This window comes from Kosakonia beeri (assembly GCF_054165705.1).
This window is the reverse complement of record NZ_CM135106.1, coordinates 955,927-981,324: the sequence shown is the minus strand read 5'-3', so window position 1 is coordinate 981,324 and position 25,398 is coordinate 955,927. Positions and strand designations below refer to the sequence as shown.

The following is a 25,398-nucleotide window of genomic DNA, read 5'->3' as shown; positions in this document are numbered from 1 at the left end:
ACACTCAGCCGCTGAAGACGCCGCCCGTGCCTGGCGCGTTTTTCAGCACCCAGACGCGGCCATAATGGTTGTACCAGCCAGCGCGATGACCGGCATCCGGGCCAATACCCTGGTAAATATCGAAGTGCTGGCCTTTGATAGCGCCGCCGACATCCAGCGCCACCATCAAACGTAACTCATACTGGCCGTTAAATTTACCGTTATTATCCAACTGGGGTACTTCGGCCAGCAGCGTCGTTCCCGGCGGGATCACGCTACGATCGGAGGCAACAGAAGCCCGGCCAATCAACGGCACCGCACTGGCCCCTTTTACCGGCGCCCAGGACTGCGGTTTAAAGAACACAAACGAGGCATTCTCTTCCAGCAGTGCGCGCACTTCCGCTTCGCTGTGTTTTGCGCCCCATTCACGGATAGCCTGCATCGACATATCTTCTTTCTTTACTTCTCCGCGATCGATCAGCACTTTGCCGATACTGCGGTAGGCATGGCCATTTTTACCACCATAACTAAAGAAGTTAAGCGGGCTGCCGTCGCCAAAGTCGATATAACCGCTGCCCTGCACATCCATAATGAAGTTATCCATCAGCGAATTGCTGTAAGCCAGCACGTAGCTTTCGCTCAGCGCACCTGCATAGATCTCCGCACGTGAGGGCAGACGGCCGCGTTTGGGCGGCATACGGTAAATAGGATACTGGAACTCGCCCTGACGCGTATGGCGCGCCTGAATAACCGGGGTGTAATAGCCGGTGAACTGGACGTTGCCGTAATTATCGGTACCTTCCATCTGCCAGGCGTCAAGGCCGAACTGACGCAGAGTGCGCGTATCACCACCGGCGCGCAGCCAATCCTGGATGGCATTATAGAGATTACTTTGACTGGTATAGAGGCGTGGCGCGGCGCTGCGAATCTGGCTCACTTGCTCAGAAAAATCGCCAGCATTAATTGGGGCACCAACGGCGTCGGGCTGATTCACCAGGGAAAATGGCTGGGAAAATTTCCCGTCTTTATATTGTTGACCGCGATCGGTCGGTTTAGAAGTACAGGCTGCGAGGATAGCAACCATCGCTCCCGTGAGTGCGTACTTAACCCAACGTCCTTTCATTCTCTCTCATCTTCTGGTTAACCCGGAGCGGGGTGAAGATAACAAACCCCACTCGCTAATGAAATGCGTCAGCGCAACCTGACACAAATTCCGTGCAAAAAACGAACTAATTGTACTGTTTTTACACATAATCTCCGTTAATTGCGTACCAGGGCAAAAAAAAGGTTGCATCATAATGTTTGCAGCGTATAGTGCGCTTCCACGGACGCGGGGTGGAGCAGCCTGGTAGCTCGTCGGGCTCATAACCCGAAGGTCGTCGGTTCAAATCCGGCCCCCGCAACCAATTAAAAGATGAAGAAAAGTGTTTACATGATGGAAGTGTAAACAGACGGACGCGGGGTGGAGCAGCCTGGTAGCTCGTCGGGCTCATAACCCGAAGGTCGTCGGTTCAAATCCGGCCCCCGCAACCAACACAATAAACACCTTAACGGGTGTTTTTTTGTTTCTGCGTTCTGGTAAACGAAAAATGGCGCTTTGCAGCGCCATGTTGTTAACCCCTTCTTGCCAGCGTCGCGCCATCGGCAAAATACGCTTTAATCCCCGCCAAAATCGACTCGGCAACTTCCTGCTGGAATTTAGCCGTCTTCAGCTTACGCTCTTCTTCCACGTTACTGATAAACGCGGTTTCGACCAGAATCGACGGAATATCCGGTGCTTTCAGTACCGCAAAGCCCGCCTGCTCTACCTGATTCTTATGCAGGTTGTTGACGGTGCCCAGCCGGTTAAGGACCGCTTTGCCGAACTTCAGGCTATCGTTAATGGTCAGCGACTGCACCATATCGAACATCGTGTGATCCAGATAGCGGTCACCGCTCTTACTCACCCCACCAATCAGGTCGGCCGCGTTCTGGGTTTCCGCCAGATATTTCGCCGCGGTACTGGTCGCCCCTTTGGTTGAGAGCGCAAACACCGACGAACCGCTCGGCTGGCGACTGCTAAATGCATCAGCGTGAATCGATACAAACAGGTCGGCACGTTGTTTCTGTGCTTTGGCGACGCGTACTTTCAGTGGGATGAACACATCCTCGTTACGCGTCATGTAGGCCTTCATATTGCCTTCTTTCTCAATGAGCGCATGTAACCGACGGGCAATTTGCAGCACCACATCTTTTTCTCGGGTGTGATATTTCCCGGTCGCGCCGGGATCTTCACCACCATGCCCCGGATCGAGCATGATCACAATCGGACGGTCGCGTCCGGCTTTACCCGGCTTCGGCCCACTTTCGGCTGGCGGCACCTGATTATCCAGATCGCCTTTGTTGTACTCTTCCAGCAATGCCAGCAGCGGATCCTGCACATCTTTTGCGTTTGCCGGGTAGAGATCCATCACCAGTCGCTCTTTAAACCCGGCAACCGGGGCCAGCGCAAACAGCTGAGGGGTGATGTTCTGTTTCAGCTCGAACACCATGCGCACCGTTTGCGGATCGAATTGACCGACGCGGGCGGATTTAATGTAAGGATCGTCACTACGGATTTGCGCGCCCATGCCTTTCAGGACGGAGTTTAAATGCACGTCTTCGAGATCCACCACCAGCCGATCGGGGTTGCTCAGCGCAAACTGCTTATATTTAATGACCCGGTTAGATTCCACCGTCACACGCGTATAGGTCGACGCGGGCCAGATACGCACCGCCACCACCTGACTGACAGCGGCAAAGCCGACCTGGCTTACGCTTAATAACCACATGGCCCCCGCCCCTTTTAATAACCTGCGGCGGCTGAGCGCTGATTGACTTCCCGACATGCTTCTCCCGAGCAATTACACTGAATTAATACTAAAACGTCAGAATTGACCGAAAACTTTAGCGAATGACGCATAAACTGTCATCTATTAAAGGGTAAACATATGTCTGGTTAATCGCTTTACCGTCGCATGTTTATTGTTTATCAGCAAAATTTGCACTTGCGCGCGGCGCCATAAAAGAATAAAAATACACAATTTACGAATAATCATGCAGTGAGGGTAGGCCGTGGTAAAGGAACGCAGAACCGAACTGGTACAGGGATTTCGCCATTCTGTTCCCTATATAAATGCCCATCGGGGAAAAACGTTTGTCATTATGCTCGGCGGCGAAGCCATTGAGCATGAAAACTTTTCCAGCATCGTCAATGACATTGGCCTGCTGCACAGTCTGGGGATCCGGCTGGTTGTCGTCTATGGCGCGCGTCCGCAAATTGATGCGAACCTTGCCGAACATCATCATGAACCGATTTACCACAAAAATACCCGCGTAACCGATGCCAAAACCCTTGAGCTGGTGAAGCAGGCAGCCGGGCTGTTGCAGCTGGATATCACTGCGCGTTTATCCATGAGCCTGAATAATACGCCCTTGCAAGGCGCGCATATTAATGTGGTGAGCGGTAACTTTCTCATTGCGCAGCCGCTGGGCGTTGATGACGGCGTGGACTATTGCCATAGCGGGCGTATTCGCCGTATTGATGAAGAGGCCATCCATCGCCAGCTTGACAGTGGCGCGATTGTGCTGATGGGACCGGTTGCCGTATCCGTTACAGGCGAAAGCTTTAACCTTACCTCGGAAGAGATCGCCACCCAGCTCGCCATCAAATTGAAAGCAGAAAAAATGATCGGTTTCTGCTCCTCCCAGGGCGTGATGAACGACGAAGGCGAGATTGTCTCTGAACTGTTCCCCAACGAAGCCCAGAAACGCGTCGACGTTCTGGAAGAGCGTGGGGATTACAATTCCGGTACGGTGCGTTTCCTGCGCGGAGCTGTGAAGGCCTGCCGTAGCGGTGTGCGCCGCAGTCATCTGATCAGTTACCAGGAAGATGGCGCGCTGTTGCAGGAGCTGTTCTCCCGTGACGGTATCGGTACGCAAATTGTCATGGAGAGCGCCGAGCAGATCCGCCGCGCTACCATTAACGACATTGGCGGCATTCTGGAACTTATTCGTCCCCTGGAGCAGCAGGGCATCCTGGTGCGTCGCTCCCGCGAACAGCTGGAGATGGAGATTGATAAATTCACTATCATCGAACGCGACAATTTGACCATTGCCTGTGCGGCACTCTACCCCTTCCCGGAAGAGAAGATTGGCGAAATGGCGTGCGTGGCCGTTCATCCGGACTATCGCAGCTCTTCACGCGGCGAAATGTTGCTGGAGCGCGTAGCGGCGCAGGCAAAACAGTTGGGACTGGTGAAACTGTTCGTGTTGACGACGCGGAGTATTCACTGGTTCCAGGAACGCGGCTTTACGCCGGTAGATATCGACTCCCTGCCGGAAAGTAAAAAACAGATGTACAACTATCAGCGCCGTTCCAAAGTACTGATGGCCGATCTCACCTGAATCCATGCCCCCGCGCCCTGCGGGGGCTGTTTTACCCCAGCCGACGGAATAATGCCTCCAGACCGCTGCGCCGCTCGGTGCGGGTTACGATGGCCTGAGCCAGCACTTGCTCATCGGCATACAGCGACAAACGCTTACGCGCCCGGGTAATGGCGGTATAAACCAGCTCGCGCGTCACCACCGGAACGAACTGCTGCGGCAGGATCAACGCAGCATGATCGAATTCCGATCCCTGCGATTTATGCACGGTCATCGCCCAGGCGGTGTCATGTTCCGGCAACCGGCTGGGTTGTACCGATTTGATGGTTCCATCCGGCAGCGGGAACCAGACACGAAAACCGTCGCCATCCGCCAGAGCGATGCCGATATCGCCATTGAACAACCCTAACGCGGCGTCGTTACGTGCAATCATCACTGGGCGCCCATGATACCAGCGAGAGTGCGGCAACCGGCTGATTTGCCGCTGGCGAACCAGCGTCTGCTCAAGGCGTTCATTCAGGCCACTAACGCCAAAAGGCCCTTCACGCAGCGCACAAAGCAACTGATATTCGCCAAACGCCTCAATGATGGCATCCGGCTGAGCATGGCTGCGCACCAGCGAAAGATAGCGTCCGTAACCTGCGAGCGCATCGTCAATCATCTGTTGGTACTCTTCCGTGCTGTGCAGCGGCTTACGCTCTATGTCGCTGAATCCCTGGTTGAACACCGCGCGGGTGGCGGCTTTATCGCCCCGGTTCACGGCTGCCGCTAATTGCCCGATGCCGGAATCACTACCAAAACGGTAGCTTTTTTGCAGTAAGCACAGGCTGTCGCGCAGGGCACCTGCGGCATCGCCTTCCCCGGCTGGGACTGGCGATCCCGTCAGTCGCGTGAGCTGCGCTGCGCGTTCCGGGTTATAACCGGCAGTCACCCACGCACAAATGTCTCCCAGCACCGCGCCCGCTTCCACAGAGGCCAGCTGATCGCGATCGCCGAGAAAAATCACTCTCGCATGCGGGGGTAATGCATCAATCAGTCGCGACATCATCGGCAGGTCGATCATGGACGCTTCGTCCACCACCAGCACATCCAGATGCAGCGGGTTACCGGCGTGATGTCGCAGACGCTGGCTGCCAGGCTGTGCTCCAAGCAGGCGATGCAATGTACTGGCTTCATCCGGCAGCAGGGCTTTTTGCTGCTCCGTCAGCGTCAGCCGGCGCAGCGCATTGCCAAGTGATTCCGTTAACCGCGCGGCCGCTTTGCCGGTCGGTGCCGCAAGGCGAATGCGGCATTTTTCTTCACCGACCATGTTCACCAGCGCTGCAAGCAGTTTCGCTACCGTAGTGGTTTTGCCCGTTCCCGGCCCGCCCGAAATCACCGAAACCCGTCGGGTGAGCGCGACAGCAGCAGCCACTTTTTGCCAGTCCACCTCGCCTGTCGCAGGGAACAACCCGGCCAGAACCTGCGTCAAACGGGCCTCGTCAACCTCCGGCTGCGCATTCCTGGCGGTAAAAAAGTCGGCCACCTGACGTTCGTTACACCACATGCGATTAAGGTAGAGGCGATCCTCTTCGAGGATCATCGGCGTTGCGGCGTCGCCTTCACTGACTGCAGGCGACGCCAGCAGCGCCTGTCGCCAGTCTTCCGGCGGCCCTGCCCGATCAAAAAGCTGGTTTAACAGTGGCGATGCGCTGCCCAAAAAAGCTGGCGTCAGGCGAGACAGCGGCAGGCAGACATGCCCTTCGCCCGCTTCACGACTGAGCAGTGCGGCAGCCAGCATCATCGCCGGTTCCTCTTCTGTGGCAACGGTGAGCGCAAACTGCACATCCAGCGGACGCAGCAGTTTTTGCTCCGCGGCCTCACGCAGTAATTTCACCATACTCATGGCGTCACCTCCTGTGTTTGCCCGGCAAAGAGCGCATCCATCTGTTCAATCAACGCAGCATCTGGCCGGGTGGCAAATATCCCCTGCTGTGGGTTTTGCGCGTCTACACCTCGTAAGAACAGATAAATCACGCCGCCGAAGTGTTTTTCATAGTCATAATCACGAATGCGATGGCGCAGATAGCGATGCAGCGCCAGGGTATAAAGCTGATACTGCAAATCGTAGCGATGCGATTGCATAGCCGCAGCCATCGCCTGTTGGGTATAGGCTTGCGCGCTCTCTCCCAGCCAGTTGGATTTGTAATCCAACAAGTAGTAGCGCCCGTCGTGGCGAAACACCAGGTCAATAAACCCTTTTAGCATGCCGCGCACATCACGGAAGTCGAGCGGTGGACAACCTGCTGACAGTGGATCGTAACGGCGGATAAGCGCGTCCAGCGCGGGGGCGGTCAGCGTCTCGCTGATGGGCAGATAAAACTCCATCTCCACTTGTTTATCTTTAGCGCTCAGTTCGCTAAGGGAAACGCCAGCATCCGCCAGCGGGGTGTGCAGCACCGTCTCCAGCCAGTCGTTGAACACCGGTTGCCAGTGCTCTTCATAGCCCCCGGCGAGTAATTTTTCCGCTACCCACTGTGCAGAAACTGGCTGGGTAAAGTCCATCTCCTCAAACAGGCTATGCAGGAAGGTGCCCGGCGATGCGCCGCGAGGAAACTGGTGCGGCGTTAACATCGGTTCAGGTAACAACTCCCGCTCGCCCGCGGCGTCCATATCCAGACGCGGCAACAAATCCTGCGCCAGGCCGTGAGCGCGCTGCTGCAAACCGGAGTAACTGGTAACCCGCCAGTCATCGGCAATACGCCGCCGCACCTCCCGTGCACTGAGATCAGGCGACTGCCCTTGCGGCATCAACCATGGCGAGCCATCAAGTGTGGAGGGTGTACAGAGCGCAATATCTTCATTGCATAATTGCTGCACCGCGCTGTGCAGCGCAGCGGCGTCCAGCGCTTCGCCTTTTTGCAAAAGCCGGCCAATCGCGCTTAGGTGGAAATCTGACGCCCCTGTTTTCTCGCCGCGGCGGCGAAATAACGGGGCGATACCCAGGCTGCAATGCCAAATGGAGCGGGTCAGTGCGACATACAGCAAACGCAAATCTTCGGCCAGCCGTTCTGCTTCCGCCAGTTCAATACTCTCTTCGGCATGGCTAAGATCGAGCACCGCGCGGAAAGAGTCGCGATCGTGATAAAACCCCTGATCCTGCACGCGGAAATTGGCGATGAACGGCAGCCAGACCAGCGGGTATTCAAGCCCTTTTGACTTGTGGATTGTGACTACCTGCACCAGATGCTTATCGCTTTCCAGCCTCAGTTGCTCGCTGGAGGCGTTAGTATTGGGTTCAGCAATATGCTGTGCCAGCCAGCGGGTGAGTGCATACTCACTCTCCAGTTGTGTTCCGGCTTCCTGCAACAACTCACTGATATGCAAAATGTCGGTCAGGCGTCTTTCTCCACCCGGCGTGGCGAGTAAATTCTCCGCTACCCGGCGCGCGCCCATTAACGTGCGCAGCATCGGCATGACGCCGCGTTTTTGCCACAGTTCGCGATAGCGGGAAAACTCTTCTACCACCGCATCCCATTGCAGCTCATCCAGATTCAGGGCTTCAATATCACGGGCGGTCAGCCCGAGCATGGAGGTCGCCAGCGCGCTGCGCAGCGTGCTTTCCCGCTCTGGCGCCAGGACAGCCTGTAACAACCACAACAGTTCCTGCGCTTCGGGTGTTTCGAATACGCTATCGCGGTTGGAAAGATAAACAGAGGGAATATTCAGTAACGTTAATGCATCGCGGATCAACGACGCTTCATGGCGGCTGCGCACCAGCACGGTAATGTCTGAGGCTTTTACCGGGCGCGGCTTTTCGCCGCTAAATAGCAGCGCTTCTCCCCGCAGCCCGGCATCAAGCCAGTCGCGGATTTGTGTGGCGCAGAGTTGCGCCATCGCGCTCTGATAATCGCCCACGCCAACACCTTCCCCCTCCATCAACCACATCTTCATGGCAGGTTGAGTTTCACCGCGAAATTCAAAGCGCAGCCCGACATTTTTGCTGGCTGCGCTCACCGGTAAAAAGGGGATCTGCCGGAACATGAAGGCGTCGTCCATCTGACTGAACAAGCGATTAACACTGGCGATCATTCCCGGTGCCGAGCGCCAGTTGGTGTCAAGCGTATAGCGGGCGCTCACTTCATCACGCGCCTTCATATAGGTAAAAATATCCGCGCCACGAAACGCATAAATGGCCTGTTTGGGATCGCCTATCAACAACAGGCCGCATTCCGGCTGCCGCAACCAGATACGGCTAAAGATACGGTACTGCTGCGGATCGGTGTCCTGGAACTCGTCAATCATGGCGACCGGAAAGCGGGCACGGATGGCGGCAGCCAGCGCTTCGCCATTCTGGCTGTGCAAGGCGCTATCCAGACGGCTTAGCATGTCATCAAAGCCCAGTTCGCCACGCCGGCGTTTTTCCTTTGCCACCGCATCGCGGATCTCGCGCATCGCTGAGGTCAGAACCAGATCGTCAAGGGTAAGTGGTTGCGCCAGCAACGTCTCAATAGCGGCAAAAAGTGCATGTTCAGGTACCACTCCGCCCGCTTTTGTGCGCTGAGCCAGGAAGGACTGAGCAAACTTTTCCAGCGCATCCGGCAACAGGTAGCTGGTTGTCTCTTCCTGCGCCCAGGCTGAGATTTTCTCGATCCATTTCCCCTGATTGCCACGGTTGAACTTGCGCCTGTCGATGCCGGAGTTCTCAATCAGCGGCTCCAGCTCGCTAACCGTCTCATTCCAGAAATGTTTCAGTGCATTGATTTGGGCAACAATGTGTTGATGGCGGGACGCCAGGGTTTCATCTGCCGCAGGCGGTGCTTTGATTTCCGGGGCTTCGCCCTGTAGATAGCGATCAATGGATTGCAGCAACTCCTGGGGCCCTTTCCACGATGCATGAATCACCTGCGCAATTTCTCGCGGTAACGGGTAGCAGTGACGACGCCAGAAATCTGCGCAGGCCTGGTAGCGCAGCAGGGATTCGTCTTCCACCAGCTGTTGCTCAAACAGCATGCCAGATTCAAATGCATTCAGGCTCAGCATGCGCTGGCAAAAACCGTGGATGGTGAAAACCGCCGCCTCATCCATCTGCCGCTCAGCCAGCATCAACCAGTGCGCTGCCTGCTGTTTATCAACGATCTCGTCCAGCAGACGGGCGTAAAGGGGGTCGTCCGAACTTTCTCGCAGACAGGCGATCCGTAGCGCGTGGATATTACTGCGAATACGCCCGCGCAACTCTTCTGTTGCGGCCTCTGTAAAGGTCACCACCAGCAACTCTTCAACGCTGAGCTGGCGCGGGAAGGCGGCATTGCCGCCAAGCCCTAATAACAGCCGCAAATAGAGCGCGGCAATGGTGAAGGTTTTACCGGTTCCCGCCGAGGCTTCAATCAGGCGCTCGCCGGTGAGCGGCAGGCGCAGGGGATCAAGGGACTCAGCGGTCGTATCACTCATCTTTCTCGCTCATCAGGGGTAAGGATTGCTGCAAAGCGCTGACGCTATCCCAGACCTTCCAGCCCTGCGGAGCAGCATAGTCTGCTTTTCCGCTCTGGCTTCCTGAGATCTGCGACAAAATCGCCATGCCTTGCGGCTCTACCACCGCCTGATGGAAGAAGTCAGCAAGTTTCTGCGGCGTCAGCAGTTTTATCTGAGCCACTACTTTATCACGTGAATCGAAGCGCATATTGCCACGATCAAAATCTTTGCTGAGTTTAGAAGCCTCTTCGCCCAGGGTTTGTGGCGCCTGCTCGATTTGTGCAATTACCCCGGACTGGATCTGCGCGAACTCGTCTGGCTTTAATGCTCTGAGTTTCGCTTCTGCGCCGGGGAAAAAGGCCTGATATCGCTCCCACAAATACGCCGGTTGTTTCACGTTACTTTGCAGAAGGAAGCCCATCCCCCACTGGCGACCCACACTCACAGGAAAGGCAAAGACAGCGTAACCCAGTTGTTCTTCTGTACGCAGTTGGTTGTAGAACCATGGCTGGATAATCTGCCCGAGCATGGCGCTATAAGCAGAACTACGGTATTCGTCGAAACCCGTCGGGACAAAGACCGCAGCCAACGCAGAATCGGTACTGTTGCCAGCTTTTTCAAAGCTGGCCTTCTGCGGTTTATCAATCCGCACATCTTTATTGCGGCACCACTCGGTACCTTTCGCGCCCAGCTGTTTCTGCACCGCATGCGCGAGATCTTTTGCCTGTTGTTCAGCAAGATTACCCACAACGAGAAACTCCGGGCGGGCGTTGGTTTTCAGTGCTTCGCGATAATGTAAAATGTCCTGCAATGTCACCGACGGCAGTAACGCGCGGCGGTCTTCACGCAGGAAATAAGGCACCTGTGACAACATCTGCACCGGCATTATCGCCTGATCAAACGCCTTACCCTTCTCCGCCGAATCCATCATCTGGGTATACCAGGACTTGGCTTGTGCAAGCTGTTCTTCCGTTGGCGTATAGCTAAAGTAGCCCGCCAGCAGCGCCTGGAATAATTGCGGTAAACGCTGCGTATAACCGTTGGCGTTGAGCATTAATCCATTGTTGGCATTCGTCGAGAAACTGATGCCGCCAACCGCCGCCTGGTTGCTAAGCTGATCGAGTGCCAGCCCGGCAAGGTAGTCATTGAGCGCAAACATCACCTGATTTTTCGCACTGTCCATGGCCTGCGGGTTACGCAGAACGACACTGACATCTGCCTTCGGTTCGCTGGCGAAATAACGGCTTGGCATATAGACCACGCGCAGCGTCGGTTCATCGACAACCAGTTCCGGATGATCATATTTCTTCTGCGGCGTAATCAGTGAAAAATCATCCGGAATGTAAGGGTTCAGCTCCGGAAACTGCAGCGCAATGTTGCCTGCGCGCTTCTGCCAGTCGGCGAACATCTCCGGAGTGATTTTGTTCACCTGATAAGGCGCCTCAACAAAGTAGGCAGTTTTATCATGCGGCTCATCCGGGCTGATATACCAGATACGGGCATTTTGCGGCGTCATTTCGTTCAAACGCGCCTGTACCGCTTTTGCGTCAAACTGGTCGGCAATGTTGACGGAATCCAGCGTGTGCGCCACTGGCACGCGGATCATGGTGTCGGCCAGCCACTCGACATAATCCATATCACGGGTAATGGACGGATAGCGGAAATCGAGGTCAAGAATATGGGAGAGCTCATCGAAATAGCGTTTATCTACGCCTTTTTCGCGCAGCAATTGCAGGTAGCTGAAAATCGCGGCCACCACCTGGTCACGGTTGGCCTGGCCTTTATCCGTTAGCGTCGCAGAGATAGCCAGCACACCGCTGTTGCCGTTCACGACTGGATCGGAATCACCCCGGATCCCTTCCACCAGACCCTGACTTTGAAGCCAGTCAGAAAGCGTGCCGGGACTGCGATTGCCAATCAGATAAGTGATCAGTTCATCAGTTTTACTGCGAAACGCGGCGGTGTTGTTATCAATACGGAATTCAACACGCAGGACTTTACGCGGTACTGCCGGCACATAGTGAATGATGATGCCTTTTTGCGCACTGGTCACCACCGGGACGTTAATTTCCGGTTTGTCGATATTCTTGTTTGGTACGCGCCCGTAAGTTTCTACAGCGAGTGTAGCCAACTCGTTCAGAGGACGGTTGCTGTAGATGACCGCCTTCATCAGGTTGGCGGAATAATACTTATCGCGAAACGCCAGCAATGCATCGTGCACGGGGCTGCCCGGTTTGTCGCTCAGCGTTTCGAGGTTGCCGCCAGAGAAACGCGCACCAGGGTGAGCCGGGTTGATGGTCTCCGCGCTGACCTGCGCCATGCGCATGCCATCACGGGTACGCGCCATTGTCAGTTCGGCATTGACCGCATTACGCTCGCGTTCAGCATATTTTTTATCTAAGGTCGGCGCAGCAATCGCATCGGCCAGACGGTCAACAGCCCCTTCAAGCGCGTTATTCTCAACTTCCAGATAGTAAGCGGTACGATATGGCGCGGTACTGGCATTGTGACTGCCCCCGTGCAGTTTCAGGTATTCTGCAAGGCTGTCCGGCTGCGGGTATTTTTTTGACCCCATCAGGGTCATATGCTCCAGATAGTGCGCGAGTCCAGGGTGCGTATCTGGATCTTCCAGCGATCCGACCGGCACCACTAACGCAGAGAGGGATTTGACGGCCTGCGCATCGGACACCAGCAAGACCACCATACCATTATCAAGGCGGATGGCCTGGTACTGACGGGTATCTTTATCGCTTTTACGGATAGTTTCCTGAACAGGTTGCCAACCGTTGTCTGCCTGACTGAATGGCGCCCAGAGGGCAAAAAACAGTACTAAAGCTTTTAACCAGGTGCTGCGGGGCATTCACGAACCTCATCATTAACGATCCCGAAAATGCCTGTTATGACGGGCATCACCGGGTAAAACATGCGCTGACTGAGCCAGCACTCTTGTTATATCAGTCCGTGATCGTCGCGCATAATAATAGAAGCCTGCACGGTGCGCAATTTTTATACAATCAACCGGACTGATGATGTCGGTAAAGCGGTAACAGGAAACGTTGCGCCTGTTGGGTTATTTCAGCGTAGTACTCTGGCTCAAGGGTTCGCCACAGGCGCTGATACCAAATATCTTCTCCTTCGCCGCGTACCACCATATTCCCTTCGTACGCTTGTAAAAATTTGCTCTGCGCTTTTTGTAACGTCTCTTCGTCCATTACCATGGCATCATTTGCCGCGTCATAACAGACTTTTATCCAGGCACCGCCGCTTTCCGGAAGCATCAGCAACGGTTTTGCCATGCCTTCCCGGTAGCCGTCAATCATCAGCGTCAGGTAGCGCATCGCCAGATCGGGTGCCAACGGCGGGAAACGCCACTCGCCCCCCTTGCGAACAAACAGCCGGCTTTCGCCGGTTCCACCGCTGGCGCAATAGACCAGATGCTCCAGCCAGAGATGCACCCCCTGAGATACGCTTAACAGCGACGGCCGCCAGCGCAACAGACCATCCGCCTGGACGCGCGGTAACCAGCCTGTCAAATGCACGTCCCCACAATGCAGGTCGATTTCGAGGCTGTCCGCCGGCTGGCGAAACTCACTGACACGATCGGCCAGCGTCTGCATCTCCTGACACTGCGTCTCCCAGATAATTTCCCCAAACGCACCGTAAGGCAGCGCGCCTGCCGCCCGGTAACGACGAAACAGCTTGTCAGCATCGTCCTGTTCGACCAGCGCGTTAAGCAATTCATGATTCAGTTGATAGCGACTCAGTCCATCCAACACAAAAGGTTCGGCATCCGGGATTTCGCTCTCTTCAGGGCGGAAATTGACCCGCAGACGCATCTGGAAAAAGGCACGCACCGGGTGCGCCCAGAATCGCTGAAGTTGATCGAAGGCCAGCGTTTCCAGCGGCTGCGGTTCCAGAGGCTGAATGAACGCGGAGTGCGCTTCGCCCTGTAAACTCGCCGCAGGCAGCCAGTCCCGTACATAGCTCTGCCATTCATCATCACTATAGTTAGCAGGATCGAACGGCATACGGGTGTGTAAATGGGTGATATGCGCTTTTACCCGCTGCTCGCTTTCATCACAATTAAGCGCCTCGTCGCCCGGCAGGCAGTGGCTTTGGCCAATATAGTCCACCAGTTCCTGAACCAGCACCGAGGGGAAACGCTCTTTGTTGTCCTGAATTGAACGACCGATGTAGCTGATATACAGCTGCTGCTGGGCGGAGATCAGCGCCTCCAGAAATAAATAGCGGTCATCGTCGCGGCGACTGCGGTCACCACGTTGTGGTTTCTGGCTCATCAAATCAAAGCCTGGTGGCGGCAGCGTACGCGGGTACACGCCGTCATTCATTCCCAGCAAACAGACCACTTTGAAAGGAATGGAGCGCATTGGCATCAAAGTGCAGATATTCACTGGCCCCGCCAGAAAACGTTGGCTGATGCGTTCCTGATCAAGGCGTTGTGCAAGCTCGTCACGCAGTAGCGACAGTGGGATTGCTTCACCGTAGCTCGCCCCAACGCCGTGAGCAATGATCGCCTGCCATTGCTGTTCAATCAGCGCCAGCGCCGCTTCGGTGTCCTGATCCGGCAGGAAAAAGTCATTAAGCATGTCGCGACAAACCGGTAACCACTCCTCCAACGGACGCGCTTGCGCCAGCCCCCGACGCCAAAGATTTAACTGCATCAGAAGCGTTGCCAGGTGCCCTACCAGCTCGGCAATCAGGCCGCTGGACTCATCGTAAGGCAAAATGGATTGCCACTCGCCCTGGCGGCTTTCCATAGCGTAACCAAGCAGCATGCGCGTCAGGCCGAACTGCCAGGTATGCTGGCCAGTCGGCGGCAACTCCAGTTCGCGCACGTTATCATCGTCCATTCCCCAGCGAATGCCCGATTCATTAACCCACAGGCGCAAATAACGCAGCCCTTCTTCGTTGATGTTGAAACGTGCCGCCAGTACTGGCACATCAAGGAGCGCCAGAACATCTTCAGAGACGAAACGGCTGTCCGGCAGCGAAAGTAAGCTAATAAATGCCTGTAACGCAGGATGCGCCTGCCGGGCGCGACGGTCAGAAATCGCATACGGCACATAACGTTCACCGCTGGCGCTGCCAAAGACGGCCTGAATATAGGGGCTGTAGCTGTCAATGTCCGCTACCATCACCACGACATCGCGCGGCGTCAGCTCGGGGTCGGCCTCCAGCATGGCTAACAGCCGGTCGTGGAGTACCTCCACTTCACGCTGCGGACTATGGCAAACATGCACCGTGACGCTGCGATCGTCAGGATCGAGTCTGCGTTTACTGTCGCTGCGGGCAAATTCTTCGGCTGTCACACCCGCGACTGCGCTGTTTTTCAGTTCAAGAATGTCGTATTTCAGATTTTGTAACAGGGTGCCGGGCGTGACGTCGACAAAGGCGTCCAGTTCTTCGTAATGCTCCATGCCCGCCAGTAGAAAAATATTGTCGCGCCCCAGCTTGCCCCACGAGCCCAGTAAGGGATTACCGATATCTTGTTCCCCGTCGTCGTTGAACAAACTGTCGGCGTTCTGCACATCGCGAAAGAGCGGAAACTGGCGGGCCTCGCGGTGATGGCGACGCTGGCGGGTGAGCAGTTTCGCCAGAAATGCAGGATCTTTAATGTCACCCCAATAGTAGCGGCACGGGTTTGTGAATAGCAGGTGCACATCAATGTGCTTGCCCAGCGCCTGCAAGGCTTGCAGGTAAACTGGCGGCAGCGCCGAAATACCACAAATAAACACGCGGGAAGGCAGACCAGCGGGTTTCTCCTTTGCGAACTGGAGCTTATCGATAAACCGTTGGTACAGATTAGCGCGATGCCAGTGCGGCTGGCCTAACGCGGCGGTATGCTCTACCAGTGCCCGCCACAGCGGCGCCTGCCAGCGTTGCGCCTCATCGAGGCCTTCAACGCTTTGATCCGCTTCCCAGCGCGTCAGCCATTCGGGACGGTAAACCAGATACTGGTCATATAAATCCGCCACACGAGAAGAGAGCTGAAAAAGCTTACGTTTGTCATCGTCATCGCTCAGGTAATGGCGCAACATGGTGAACTCTTCGCGATGGAGCATATCTGGTAACAGCGACATCAGTTTCCAGCTCATGCTCTGTTTGTTAAAAGCGCTCTCTTTTGGAATATCATCCAGCACGCTGACAAACATATCCCAGATAAAACTGGCGGGAAGCGGGAAAGTAATATTGGCGGCGATGGTAAACTTCTGTGCCAGCGTCATTTGCAGCCATTGCGCCATACCGGTGCTTTGCACCAGTACCACTTCAGGCTCAAAGGGATCGTCAAGCGGATCGCGCTCCACGATAAACTCCATCAATGCTTCCAGAACATCCAGACGATTGGAGTGGTAAACCCTTAACATAAGTGCTCCTGACTACTGACTGATTGGGCAGAATAACCGTGTCATTTGCCCCTGCCTGCCCACTGGCGAGATGACGCTAACGTTGATGCTGACACATCCCTGTGTTGTTGTCTGCTCCCGGCGTACCTGCCAGCCCGAAGAAGGCGGCACAGGGTGTTGTTGCGCCTGCTGCCAGCCAGTGCGCCAGAGTTGCCGCCACTGACTGGCGGTGGTGAAACCCACGGCCAGCGCCCGATGATAACCGCCCAGCGCGGTGACCACCATCATCATTAATACCATCGCCAGCAGGACTTCCGTCAGGCTGAATCCCGACTGTTTATTCACGGTAGCAGGCATTGCGCGGTCTCCTTTCGTGGACAAAAATCACTCCAGCCGTGCGGTAAAAAAATCACCCTCTGCTGTTGCACTTCAGCCAGCCGCCACAGTTGCGCTTCGTCGCTCGCCACGATCAACAGAGCTGAAGTGTCTGCAAAAATGCGTAAACAGGCGCGCCATTGCTGCCCATCCGGTGCCTGACATTGCCATGCTGATTGTGATCCCCACTTCTGCATACGAGCCCATTCCATGGCTGAATGGAGTTCTGACAGTTGGCGCAACGCCTGGCTCTCGCGGCCTGCCCGCCAGACATGGCTGGTAAGTTGCTGGCTAAGGCCATGTAGCATCAGGCTACCCAGCAAGAGCAATAACAACACCAGCGCCAGAGATGACATACCTCGTTGACGGTTCACAGGTTATACCCTGTCACGCTCAGCGCAGCGGCAATTTCCTGGCCATGTAAGCCCACAACGCGAGCCACCATGCTGACAGTCAGTTGTGGCGCAAACCCCGTTGTGCGTTGAAGAGAAACATTGAAGCGCTGCACAGTAATTTGCCCCGGGTCAGTTGTTTTTTCCCAGCCACGCCCCGAACACCGCGTCGCGCCTCGCAGCGTTTCCAGCGCGCCATTTTGCAGGCGAAAACCCATCTGTTCTGACTCGCTGTGACCTGAGGGTTCCCAGCGACCATTACTGTTGGAGTCCCACTGTACAATGACACACGCACCCGAATTATCGATGGTCAGCGGCTGCCCGGTACATTGACCATTGCAATAACCCGCGCGTTGCAAGTGTTTTGCGACAGTCCACACCTGCTGCCATACTTCATCTCCGGCTATTTGCATACGGGAGTGTTGCATGACGCCAAGTTGTAAAGCCGGTAAAAACCGGGCGCAGGCGAGCAGCAGTACGCTACCTATCGCCATCGCCAATAATGTCTCAAGCAATGAAAACCCGGACTGGCTGTTTAACATGTGTTCCCCGCCGTTTTTTGGCACATTCTGATCCTTCCCCATGCGGATACCACGATGCGCCACTCCCCGGCATCACTGCGAAGATGGACATGGCCGGGCCAGGCGGTGTTTCGCAGGCCAAAGAAACCCAATGATGGGGTGATATCAACCAGTTCCACCTCCGCCCACGCTGGTTGCAGGATAAAGCGCCCCTCGGTGCCGCAGACGTGGGTTCTGGTATTTGCCAGACACCACTCTTTATTTTCACGCACGGCATAAACCCGCTGGGACTGGTTTTGCCAGTTCGCCTCATCGCGTAGACGTTCCAGAAAAAGGCGAACCTGTAAGGCGGTTTGCCACAGGCGCTGTTGTGACTGCCAGCGTTGCCAGCCACCGATCCCCGCACTGGAGAGAATGACAATCAGTGCAAGCGCTACCAGGGTTTCAATCAGGGTAAAGCCGTGTTCATTTTTCATAGCGGCAGTGTGCGGTGGCGCGTTGATGGAGACGAGACGAAAAAAGAGGTTTTGCGTACTGCTGCGGGAAAAAATTACCGTTTTACACGGCGTTGCAAAAAGGCAGGAAAGAGGCTCAAAGAAGTCTTAATCGGGCAAAAAAAACCGGCACGTTATCGCACCGGTTATGTCATGTTGCAGAGGTTCAGATTGCAACCGGTGCTTTGATTGCAGGGTGCGGATCGTAGCCTTCAATTTCGAAATCATCGAAGCGGTAATCAAACAGTGAAGCAGGCTTACGTTTGATGACCAGTTTCGGTAACGCTCTCGGCTCGCGGCTCAGTTGCAAGTGCGTCTGTTCCATATGGTTGCTATAAAGGTGAGTGTCGCCGCCGGTCCAGACAAAATCGCCGGGCTCGAGGTCGCACTGCTGTGCCATCATATGCACCAGCAGCGCGTAGCTGGCAATGTTGAAAGGCAGGCCAAGGAACACGTCGCAGGAACGCTGGTAGAGCTGGCATGAGAGCTTACCGTCCGCCACATAGAACTGGAAAAACGCGTGGCATGGGGCCAGCGCCATTTTATCCAGCTCGCCAACATTCCATGCGGACACGATGATGCGACGCGAATCCGGGTCGTTTTTCAACTGGTTAATGACCGTCGAGATCTGGTCGATATGACGACCATCCGGGGTAGGCCACGCGCGCCACTGCTTACCATAAACCGGGCCGAGATTGCCCTGCTCATCGGCCCACTCATCCCAGATGGAGACATTGTTTTCATGCAAATACGCAACGTTGGTGTCACCCTGAAGGAACCACAGCAACTCATGAATAATTGAACGCAAATGGCAGCGCTTGGTGGTCACCAGCGGGAAACCGTCCTGCAGATTAAAACGCATCTGATGGCCAAAAATAGACAGCGTGCCTGTCCCGGTGCGGTCGTTTTTCGGGGTGCCTTCATCCAGCACCTTTTGCATCAATTCTAAATACTGTTTCATGGTTCCTCAGGAAACTTGTTGCTGCGGACGCTGGCGGTAAGCCCAAATCATCATGATTACGCCCGCGACGATCATCGGAATGGACAGGATCTGCCCCATGCTGATGTATTGTACCCACGCACCGGTGAATTGCGCATCCGGCTGGCGGAAGAACTCAACGATAATTCGGAACGCGCCATAACCAATCAGGAACAGACCGGAGACCGAACCCGTCGGGCGGGGTTTACGAATAAAGAGGTTAAGAATGATAAACAGTACCACACCTTCCAGCGCCAGCTCATACAGCTGAGACATGTGGCGCGGCAGCACGCCGTAAGTATCAAAAATGGACTGCCATTGCGGGTGTGACGGCAGCAGCGCTATATCTTCTGCGCGCGAACCCGGAAACAGCATCGTAAACGGGAAGGCGGGATCGACACGGCCCCATAATTCGCCGTTAATAAAGTTCCCAAGGCGACCCGCACCAAGACCAAACGGAATCAATGGCGCAATAAAATCAGACACCTGGAAGAAGCTACGTTGGGTGCGTCTGGCGAAGATGATCATCACCACGATCACACCGATCAAACCACCATGGAAGGACATCCCCCCGTCCCAGACGCGGAAAAGATAGAGCGGATCATCGAGGAACAGCGGGAAGTTGTAGAACAGAACGTAACCGAGACGTCCACCGAGGAATACGCCCAAAAAACCCGCGTACAACAGGTTCTCTACTTCATTTTTTGTCCAGCCACTGCCCGGACGGTTCGCCCGGCGCGTCGCCAGCCACATCGCAAAAACAAACCCCACCAGATACATCAAACCGTACCAGTGGAGGGAAACAGGCCCGATAGAAAAAATCACCGGATCGAAGTCCGGAAAACGCAGATAGCCACTGTTCATCTGTCACCACAACTTGTTGTTATTCCGCCGAAAGTGGGGAGCGGTTTACATGTTCGACCGTAACCGACGGCCGTACCAAAGCTGCGAATCATAGCATAAGGCATGGGTGCTGGTGGCGGCGAAGTTGTAAAAGATGTGTAAGCCGGCCAGGCTGGCGTTTTGCCAGCGGCGCGTTGTTCCCGGACTGGCGCTGATGCTGATGCGATCAGCGCGCTATGAGCAACCTGAGACTTAAATTCCGCCGCGGATCAACCCGCCGAGCCCTCGGCGCTCCATAAAGGCGGCGATCTGGTGGCGCACTTCTGTTGCCAGCTGCGCATCCAGCGCACGTCGCGCCAGCGTCTGCGCCTCTTCGTAATCAATGCGCCGTAACAGGTATTTGATACGTGCCACGGATCGTCCATTCATGGATAAGTGCCGGTAGCCAAGGCCAATCAGTACGGCAACACACATCGGATCGCCCGCCATTTCGCCACAGAGACGAAGATCAATGCCGAGTCGCTCCGCTTCCTCTGCCACCATTGCCAGCGCACGCAACACGGCGGGATGCAGACTGTCGTACATACTGGCCACGCGGGTGTTGTTGCGATCCACTGCCAGGATGTACTGCGTCAGATCGTTAGTACCTATGGAGATAAAATCGACCCGCGTCGCCAGATGCGACAGCATAAATACCATTGACGGGACTTCAAGCATGACGCCAATGCGCGGCTTCGGGATCGCATAACCGATCATCTCCTCCACTTCACGCCCGGCGCGCTCAATTAAACGCCGCGCTTCGTCCACTTCATCAATACTGGTGATCATCGGCAGCAAGATACTGAGATTACCGGTTGCCGCATTGGCGCGCAGCATGGCTCGTACCTGTACCAAAAAGATCTCCGGCTGGTCGAGCGTAATACGAATACCACGCCAGCCAAGGCAAGGGTTCTCTTCGCTGATGGGCATATAGGGCAGCTGCTTGTCAGCGCCAATATCCAGCGTTCGCAACGTCACCGGTTTATCGTTGAACATCTGCATCATTCCCTGATATTGCGCCACCTGCTCCTCTTCAGAAGGGAACCCGCTTTGCAACATAAAAGGGATTTCGGTGCGGTACAGACCGATGCCATCGATACGGCTACCCAGCTTTTCTTCATGCTCCGGGCTTAAACCCGCGTTGAGCATGACTTTGATTCTTTCACCGCTTTTAAGCTGCGCGGGCAGGTTAACATCATCTTCAGCAAGGCGGCTTAAGGCGTTTTCTTCGGTGATCAGCCGCTGGTATTCCTGCAGCAAGACCGGTTCCGGATCCACCAACAACTCACCACGATAACCGTCTACTACCAGCGTCCGGCGTTGTAACACTGCAGGCTGGATATCAGCCCCCATCACCGTAGGAATGCCAAGCGCCCGCACCATAATTGCCGCGTGCGAGTTCGATGCGCCGTCGCGCACGACTACGCCAGCCAGTCGATCGTGCGGTAACTCTGCGAGTGTGGTGGCCGAGAGCTCATCTGCCACCAGCACAAAGCGTTCCGGCCAGCTGTTTGGCCCCGAAATCGAGTCATCAAGGTGGAACAACAGACGTTGGCCCAGCGTGCGTAAATCGCCGGCTCGCTCTTTCAGATAACCATCATTCAGGGCAGCAAATTGTTCGGCGAAGCTTTCAATAACGGTTTTTACCGCCCATTCGGCGACGACGCCTCTGTCGACTTCTTCAAAGAGTTCGCGGCGCAGGCGCGCATCAGAAAGCAGGTGCGAGTAAAGATCGAAAATGGCCGCCGTCTCTTTCTGCGCACCGGCGGCGAAGCGTTTGCTGTAGCGGCGGAATTCATTGGCGGCTTCTTCCAGCGCCGTCGTCAGCCGTTCACGTTCGAGGGAGGTATCCAGCGTCGATGCCGGGTAAACCTGTTCCATCAGCGGAAGGGTTTCGTCCATCCAGCCTTCTGCGATAGCCACACCCGGCGAAGCAGGCAGTGCGCGAATACGCGTCTGCCGGTATTGACCAAACAGCGCGTTTAATTGCGATTGCGAGAGGATAGCCGCCATTTGTGTCGCGAGCGTAACCAGAAAAGACTCTTCGCTCTCGTCGTACTGGCGTAGTTCACGCTGCTGTACCACCAGCACGCCAAGCAACTGGCGACGCTGGATGATCGGCACGCCGAGAAAAGCGCGAAAACGCTCTTCTTTTACAGAGGGGATGTATTTAAAGCTGGGGTGTTTCTGCGCATCGGCGAGGTTGATGGGTTCTGCCAGTCTGCCAACCAGACCAACGATCCCCTGATCGAATGCGAGTGTGACGGTGCGGCCGCGCGGTTTTTTCAAACCGCGCGTCGCCATCAGGTAATAGCAACGCCTGTCGTGATCTGCGAGATAGACCGAGCACACTTCGGTTTCCATCGCCAGGCAAACGTCGGTAACCAAAATTTCCAGCGCTTCGTTAAGGCGTGGCGCGCTGGCGACTTTCTCAACTATTTCTCGCAGTCGGGTGAGCATGATGTGGGTGGCTTAACCTCGTTTACGTCGCCATGCGGGCGCACTCTGCGGCTTAGGAGGCGTTTCCTGAAGCAACATTACCGCGCTCGCGAATTCTTTCATCACCCGCCGGTAGACATCGCGCTTAAACGAGACTACCTGGCGAACAGGATACCAGTAGCTTACCCAACGCCAGCCATCAAACTCAGGTGTACTACTGGTTTGCATATTTATGTCAGCATCGTTGCCGACCAATTGCAGAAGAAACCACTTTTGTTTCTGGCCGATACACACCGGCTTTGTGTCCCAACGCACCAAACGTTTCGGTAACTTGTAACGCAACCAGTTACGGGTAGAAGCAAGGATACGAACATCTTTACGACTTAAGCCCACTTCCTCGAACAGTTCCCGGTACATTGCCTGCTCCGGGGATTCCCCAGGATTGATTCCCCCTTGGGGAAACTGCCATGAGTGCTGCCCAAAGCGCCTGGCCCACATGACCTGACCCTGTCGATTACAGATTACGATTCCCACATTTGGGCGGTAGCCATCGTCATCAATCACCGGACTACCTCAAAATAAACCTGAATGAAGCGATTGTTTCATACTCCCGGATAACGGTAAACCACTCTATTACAGCGATACTAACGGATAACAATTGAATAACTCACAGTTATCGCCCGAGTTATAAACAGCAAACGTCGCTTTTCACCGTTTTTATTCACCTTTTCTGTGGATAGAGTTGTGAAAAAGTATGGAATTACCCAGGGAAAACCCGGAACAGTCTGAATATACCCATTTTCGCCTTTAAAAATAAGCTTTTTCAATTCATAAAGTTAAATAGGTTGTTAACCTTTTTTCAAGGCATAATGTGACGATCATCACCCTAAGGATCCTGGCGTTGATGAAAGATCGAACAGAGCCGTTTTTATCCACAGATTATGCCAATAAGTTAGGCACATTTTGTGCAGAAATTCGATTTTCGTCGCACGTCAAGGCTGTAAATCGAAACAGTAGTGCTGCTTTTCCCCAGTTATCCCACTTTTCTGTGGATAACATGGTGTAAGATCCTGTTTATTGTCAGTGACCAGATTTGGAAAACCGATCACAGTGTTGCGCAACACACAAATCAATGAAATAAATTATCTTATAAATCATGGCATTGTTTATCTAATCCAGAAAAAGGTAAACTGACCCACTGCGGTGCAAAACAGCCGTTCGTTTTTTAACCAAAAGGGTTCTGGCATGTCTGCTTTATCTCCCCTTCTCACGCCTCCGGATTCTGAAGCACTGCTGCTTGCCCAGGCGCAGCAGCTGGCAGGTTACACATTGGGTGAACTGGCAGCCAAAGCAGGCTTGCCCGTCCCACGAGATTTGAAGCGTGATAAAGGCTGGACGGGTGTACTACTGGAACTGTGGTTAGGTGCCAGCGCTGGCAGTAAACCTGAACAGGACTTTGCCGCGCTGGGCGTGGAATTGAAAACGATCCCTGTGGATAGTCAGGGCCGTCCGCTGGAAACCACCTTTGTTTGCGTGGCGCCGTTAACCGGCAACAGCGGCGTGGTGTGGGAAACCAGTCACGTCCGTCATAAGCTCAAGCGCGTGCTATGGATCCCTATTGAAGGTTCACGAGAGATCCCTGTTGCCGAACGCAGGGTCGGATCGCCGCTGTTGTGGAGTCCCAACGAGGAAGAAGAGCAGCAGTTGCGGCTGGATTGGGAAGAATTGATGGATCTGATTGTACTGGGCAAAGTAACAACGATTACCGCCCGCCACGGTGAGGTTCTGCAACTGCGACCAAAAGCCGCCAACAGCAAAGCGCTTACCGAAGCGATCGGTGAACACGGTGAACCGATCCTCACTTTGCCGCGCGGTTTTTATTTGAAAAAAAACTTCACCCGAGCCCTGCTTGCACGCCACTTTTTATTATCCGGCTATTAAATTTTTGCCATAGTGGCGCCCGTGCTTATAATTAGCGCTTCTTTATTTTGGCAGGACTTTATTTAAATGTTATTTGCATGGATAACCGATCCCAACGCCTGGCTTGCGCTCGGAACACTGACGCTGCTGGAGATCGTGCTGGGCATCGACAACATTATTTTTCTCTCTCTGGTTGTGGCAAAACTTCCAACCGCGCAGCGCAATCACGCTCGCAGACTGGGGCTTGCCGCTGCAATGATCATGCGCCTGCTGTTGCTGGCGTCTATTGCCTGGGTCACGCGTCTGACACACCCGCTGTTTAGCGTATTTGACCATAGCGTTTCGGCCCGCGATCTGATCCTGTTCTTAGGCGGCTTGTTCCTGATCTGGAAGGCGAGCAAAGAGATCCACGAATCGATCGAAGGTGAAGAAGAGGGGCTGAAGACCAATGTGCATTCGTTTTTTGGCGCTATTGTGCAGATCATGCTGCTGGACATTATTTTCAGTCTCGATTCGGTGATCACCGCCGTCGGTTTGTCGGATCACCTGTTTATTATGATGGCCGCCGTGGTGATTGCTGTTGGTGTGATGATGTTTGCCGCACGGCCCATTGGCGAGTTCGTCGATCGCCATCCGTCAGTAAAAATGCTGGCGCTGTCATTCCTGATCCTGGTCGGGTTTACGTTGATCCTGGAAAGCGTCTCTATCCACGTGCCGAAGGGCTACATCTACTTCGCGATGTTCTTCTCTATCGCCGTCGAAACGCTCAACCTGATGCGTAACAAGAAAAACCCGCTGTAAGTCCGGAGCTTCCCCTGCGGGGGAAGCTTGCCTCGCTGTTTCTCTTCCCTAAACAAATATTTTCAGATAATCCCGCTTTTTCATTACCGGATCGCGCGTTATTACTAAACTTGTGTAAGACGCAGTCGTGAGAGGATAAGAGCGATGAAAAAATGGGCAGTACTGATTTCCGCAGTGGGACTGGCTTTTGCAGTGGCAGGATGCAGCAGCGATTATGTCATGGCGACAAAAGACGGCAGGATGATCCTGACGCAAGGTAAACCGGAAATTGACGATGATACCGGGCTGGTTAGCTACCGCGATCAGCAAGGCAATAAAATGCAGATTAACCGTGATGATGTATCCCAGATTATTGAGCGCTAACAAATTCCTATAAAGGTCAGTGACCTGCTGGCC

The 25,398-nt window shown here is 54.7% G+C and carries 19 protein-coding genes and 2 tRNA genes; 7 read left to right on the top strand and 14 right to left on the bottom strand.

The genetic code is table 11. The features are described 5' to 3' along the window. Positions 1-4: 4 nt before the first annotated feature. Positions 5-1,102 (bottom strand): murein transglycosylase A, encoded by a 1,098-nt coding sequence (gene mltA / locus ACUY4S_RS04830; RefSeq protein WP_312691268.1) that lies wholly within the window; start codon positions 1,100-1,102, stop codon positions 5-7. Positions 1,103-1,308: 206 nt separating this feature from the next. On the opposite strand from mltA, the gene ACUY4S_RS04825 reads away from it, so the two are divergent. Further along, a tRNA-Met gene (locus tag ACUY4S_RS04825) sits at positions 1,309-1,385 on the top strand. A gap of 50 nt (positions 1,386-1,435) precedes the next feature. Then, positions 1,436-1,512: transfer RNA gene (locus ACUY4S_RS04820), tRNA-Met, on the top strand. Between the two features lie 80 nt (positions 1,513-1,592). Here the strand turns inward: ACUY4S_RS04820 and amiC are convergent. Next, complete coding sequence (amiC, locus tag ACUY4S_RS04815; protein ID WP_312691729.1) at positions 1,593-2,846, bottom strand: N-acetylmuramoyl-L-alanine amidase AmiC; 1,254 nt, start codon at positions 2,844-2,846, stop codon at positions 1,593-1,595. A gap of 226 nt (positions 2,847-3,072) precedes the next feature. Between amiC and argA the strand changes: the two genes are divergently transcribed. Further along, positions 3,073-4,404 (top strand): amino-acid N-acetyltransferase, encoded by a 1,332-nt coding sequence (argA, locus tag ACUY4S_RS04810; protein ID WP_312691728.1) that lies wholly within the window; start codon positions 3,073-3,075, stop codon positions 4,402-4,404. Between the two features lie 31 nt (positions 4,405-4,435). Here argA and recD read toward each other — a convergent pair whose 3' ends face one another. The 12 genes from recD to rppH all read right to left on the bottom strand — a co-directional run bounded on the left by recD (position 4,436) and on the right by rppH (position 22,845). Next, entirely contained in the window at positions 4,436-6,268 is a 1,833-nt protein-coding gene (gene recD, locus ACUY4S_RS04805) for an exodeoxyribonuclease V subunit alpha (RefSeq protein ID WP_458022144.1), read from the bottom strand. Next, positions 6,265-9,813, bottom strand: coding sequence for an exodeoxyribonuclease V subunit beta (gene recB / locus ACUY4S_RS04800; RefSeq protein ID WP_458022145.1), 3,549 nt, complete (start codon positions 9,811-9,813; stop codon positions 6,265-6,267). Before recB ends, recD begins: the two co-directional genes overlap by 4 nt. Then, complete coding sequence (ptrA, locus tag ACUY4S_RS04795) at positions 9,806-12,694, bottom strand: pitrilysin (protein WP_458022146.1); 2,889 nt, start codon at positions 12,692-12,694, stop codon at positions 9,806-9,808. Before ptrA ends, recB begins: the two co-directional genes overlap by 8 nt. 154 nt (positions 12,695-12,848) lie before the next feature. Further along, positions 12,849-16,220: an exodeoxyribonuclease V subunit gamma gene (gene recC, locus ACUY4S_RS04790; RefSeq protein ID WP_458022147.1), complete on the bottom strand. Its 3,372-nt coding sequence runs from the start codon at positions 16,218-16,220 to the stop codon at positions 12,849-12,851. Between the two features lie 12 nt (positions 16,221-16,232). Further along, positions 16,233-16,556 carry a prepilin-type N-terminal cleavage/methylation domain-containing protein gene (locus ACUY4S_RS04785; protein WP_312691723.1) on the bottom strand — a complete coding sequence of 108 codons (324 nt, stop codon included), beginning with the start codon at positions 16,554-16,556 and terminating at the stop codon, positions 16,233-16,235. Beyond that, the gene (locus ACUY4S_RS04780; protein ID WP_312691722.1) at positions 16,541-16,948 is read right to left on the bottom strand and encodes a DUF2509 family protein; all 408 of its coding nucleotides are present in this window, start codon (positions 16,946-16,948) and stop codon (positions 16,541-16,543) included. Before ACUY4S_RS04780 ends, ACUY4S_RS04785 begins: the two co-directional genes overlap by 16 nt. Continuing rightward, positions 16,945-17,508, bottom strand: a complete 564-nt coding sequence (locus tag ACUY4S_RS04775) for a prepilin peptidase-dependent protein (RefSeq protein ID WP_312691721.1) — start codon at positions 17,506-17,508, stop codon at positions 16,945-16,947. Before ACUY4S_RS04775 ends, ACUY4S_RS04780 begins: the two co-directional genes overlap by 4 nt. Beyond that, positions 17,502-17,963 (bottom strand): prepilin peptidase-dependent protein, encoded by a 462-nt coding sequence (locus ACUY4S_RS04770; RefSeq protein WP_458022148.1) that lies wholly within the window; start codon positions 17,961-17,963, stop codon positions 17,502-17,504. The genes ACUY4S_RS04775 and ACUY4S_RS04770 overlap by 7 nt, the downstream gene beginning before the upstream one ends. A gap of 184 nt (positions 17,964-18,147) precedes the next feature. Then, entirely contained in the window at positions 18,148-18,942 is a 795-nt protein-coding gene (gene thyA, locus ACUY4S_RS04765; protein ID WP_458022149.1) for a thymidylate synthase, read from the bottom strand. A 6-nt stretch (positions 18,943-18,948) separates the two neighbouring features. Further along, the gene (gene lgt, locus ACUY4S_RS04760; RefSeq protein ID WP_312691718.1) at positions 18,949-19,824 is read right to left on the bottom strand and encodes a prolipoprotein diacylglyceryl transferase; all 876 of its coding nucleotides are present in this window, start codon (positions 19,822-19,824) and stop codon (positions 18,949-18,951) included. 231 nt (positions 19,825-20,055) lie between these two features. Beyond that, positions 20,056-22,302 carry a phosphoenolpyruvate--protein phosphotransferase gene (gene ptsP / locus ACUY4S_RS04755; RefSeq protein ID WP_458022150.1) on the bottom strand — a complete coding sequence of 749 codons (2,247 nt, stop codon included), beginning with the start codon at positions 22,300-22,302 and terminating at the stop codon, positions 20,056-20,058. Between the two features lie 12 nt (positions 22,303-22,314). After that, positions 22,315-22,845, bottom strand: a complete 531-nt coding sequence (gene rppH, locus ACUY4S_RS04750) for an RNA pyrophosphohydrolase (protein WP_458022151.1) — start codon at positions 22,843-22,845, stop codon at positions 22,315-22,317. A 452-nt stretch (positions 22,846-23,297) separates the two neighbouring features. Between rppH and ACUY4S_RS04745 the strand changes: the two genes are divergently transcribed. The 4 genes from ACUY4S_RS04745 to ACUY4S_RS04730 all read left to right on the top strand — a co-directional run bounded on the left by ACUY4S_RS04745 (position 23,298) and on the right by ACUY4S_RS04730 (position 25,365). Then, complete coding sequence (locus tag ACUY4S_RS04745) at positions 23,298-23,417, top strand: hypothetical protein (RefSeq protein ID WP_312691715.1); 120 nt, start codon at positions 23,298-23,300, stop codon at positions 23,415-23,417. A 109-nt stretch (positions 23,418-23,526) separates the two neighbouring features. Next, complete coding sequence (gene mutH, locus ACUY4S_RS04740) at positions 23,527-24,222, top strand: DNA mismatch repair endonuclease MutH (RefSeq protein ID WP_312691714.1); 696 nt, start codon at positions 23,527-23,529, stop codon at positions 24,220-24,222. 66 nt (positions 24,223-24,288) lie between these two features. Continuing rightward, a complete protein-coding gene (locus ACUY4S_RS04735; RefSeq protein WP_020455057.1) occupies positions 24,289-25,002 on the top strand; it encodes a TerC family protein in 714 nt (237 codons plus the stop codon). Between the two features lie 144 nt (positions 25,003-25,146). After that, complete coding sequence (locus tag ACUY4S_RS04730) at positions 25,147-25,365, top strand: YgdI/YgdR family lipoprotein (protein ID WP_312691713.1); 219 nt, start codon at positions 25,147-25,149, stop codon at positions 25,363-25,365. Positions 25,366-25,398: the final 33 nt, after the last annotated feature.

Bases quoted from the DNA above. Each gene is read 5' to 3' on its own strand.
- mltA (WP_312691268.1), bottom strand. From the start codon at position 1,102: ATGAAAGGACGTTGGGTTAAGTACGCACTCACGGGAGCGATGGTTGCT.
- amiC (WP_312691729.1), bottom strand. From the start codon at position 2,846: ATGTCGGGAAGTCAATCAGCGCTCAGCCGCCGCAGGTTATTAAAAGGG.
- recD (WP_458022144.1), bottom strand. From the start codon at position 6,268: ATGAGTATGGTGAAATTACTGCGTGAGGCCGCGGAGCAAAAACTGCTG.
- recB (WP_458022145.1), bottom strand. From the start codon at position 9,813: ATGAGTGATACGACCGCTGAGTCCCTTGATCCCCTGCGCCTGCCGCTC.
- ptrA (WP_458022146.1), bottom strand. From the start codon at position 12,694: ATGCCCCGCAGCACCTGGTTAAAAGCTTTAGTACTGTTTTTTGCCCTC.
- recC (WP_458022147.1), bottom strand. From the start codon at position 16,220: ATGTTAAGGGTTTACCACTCCAATCGTCTGGATGTTCTGGAAGCATTG.
- ACUY4S_RS04785 (WP_312691723.1), bottom strand. From the start codon at position 16,556: ATGCCTGCTACCGTGAATAAACAGTCGGGATTCAGCCTGACGGAAGTC.
- ACUY4S_RS04775 (WP_312691721.1), bottom strand. From the start codon at position 17,508: ATGTTAAACAGCCAGTCCGGGTTTTCATTGCTTGAGACATTATTGGCG.
- ACUY4S_RS04770 (WP_458022148.1), bottom strand. From the start codon at position 17,963: ATGAAAAATGAACACGGCTTTACCCTGATTGAAACCCTGGTAGCGCTT.
- thyA (WP_458022149.1), bottom strand. From the start codon at position 18,942: ATGAAACAGTATTTAGAATTGATGCAAAAGGTGCTGGATGAAGGCACC.
- lgt (WP_312691718.1), bottom strand. From the start codon at position 19,824: ATGAACAGTGGCTATCTGCGTTTTCCGGACTTCGATCCGGTGATTTTT.
- ptsP (WP_458022150.1), bottom strand. From the start codon at position 22,302: ATGCTCACCCGACTGCGAGAAATAGTTGAGAAAGTCGCCAGCGCGCCA.
- mutH (WP_312691714.1), top strand. From the start codon at position 23,527: ATGTCTGCTTTATCTCCCCTTCTCACGCCTCCGGATTCTGAAGCACTG.
- ACUY4S_RS04735 (WP_020455057.1), top strand. From the start codon at position 24,289: ATGTTATTTGCATGGATAACCGATCCCAACGCCTGGCTTGCGCTCGGA.
- ACUY4S_RS04730 (WP_312691713.1), top strand. From the start codon at position 25,147: ATGAAAAAATGGGCAGTACTGATTTCCGCAGTGGGACTGGCTTTTGCA.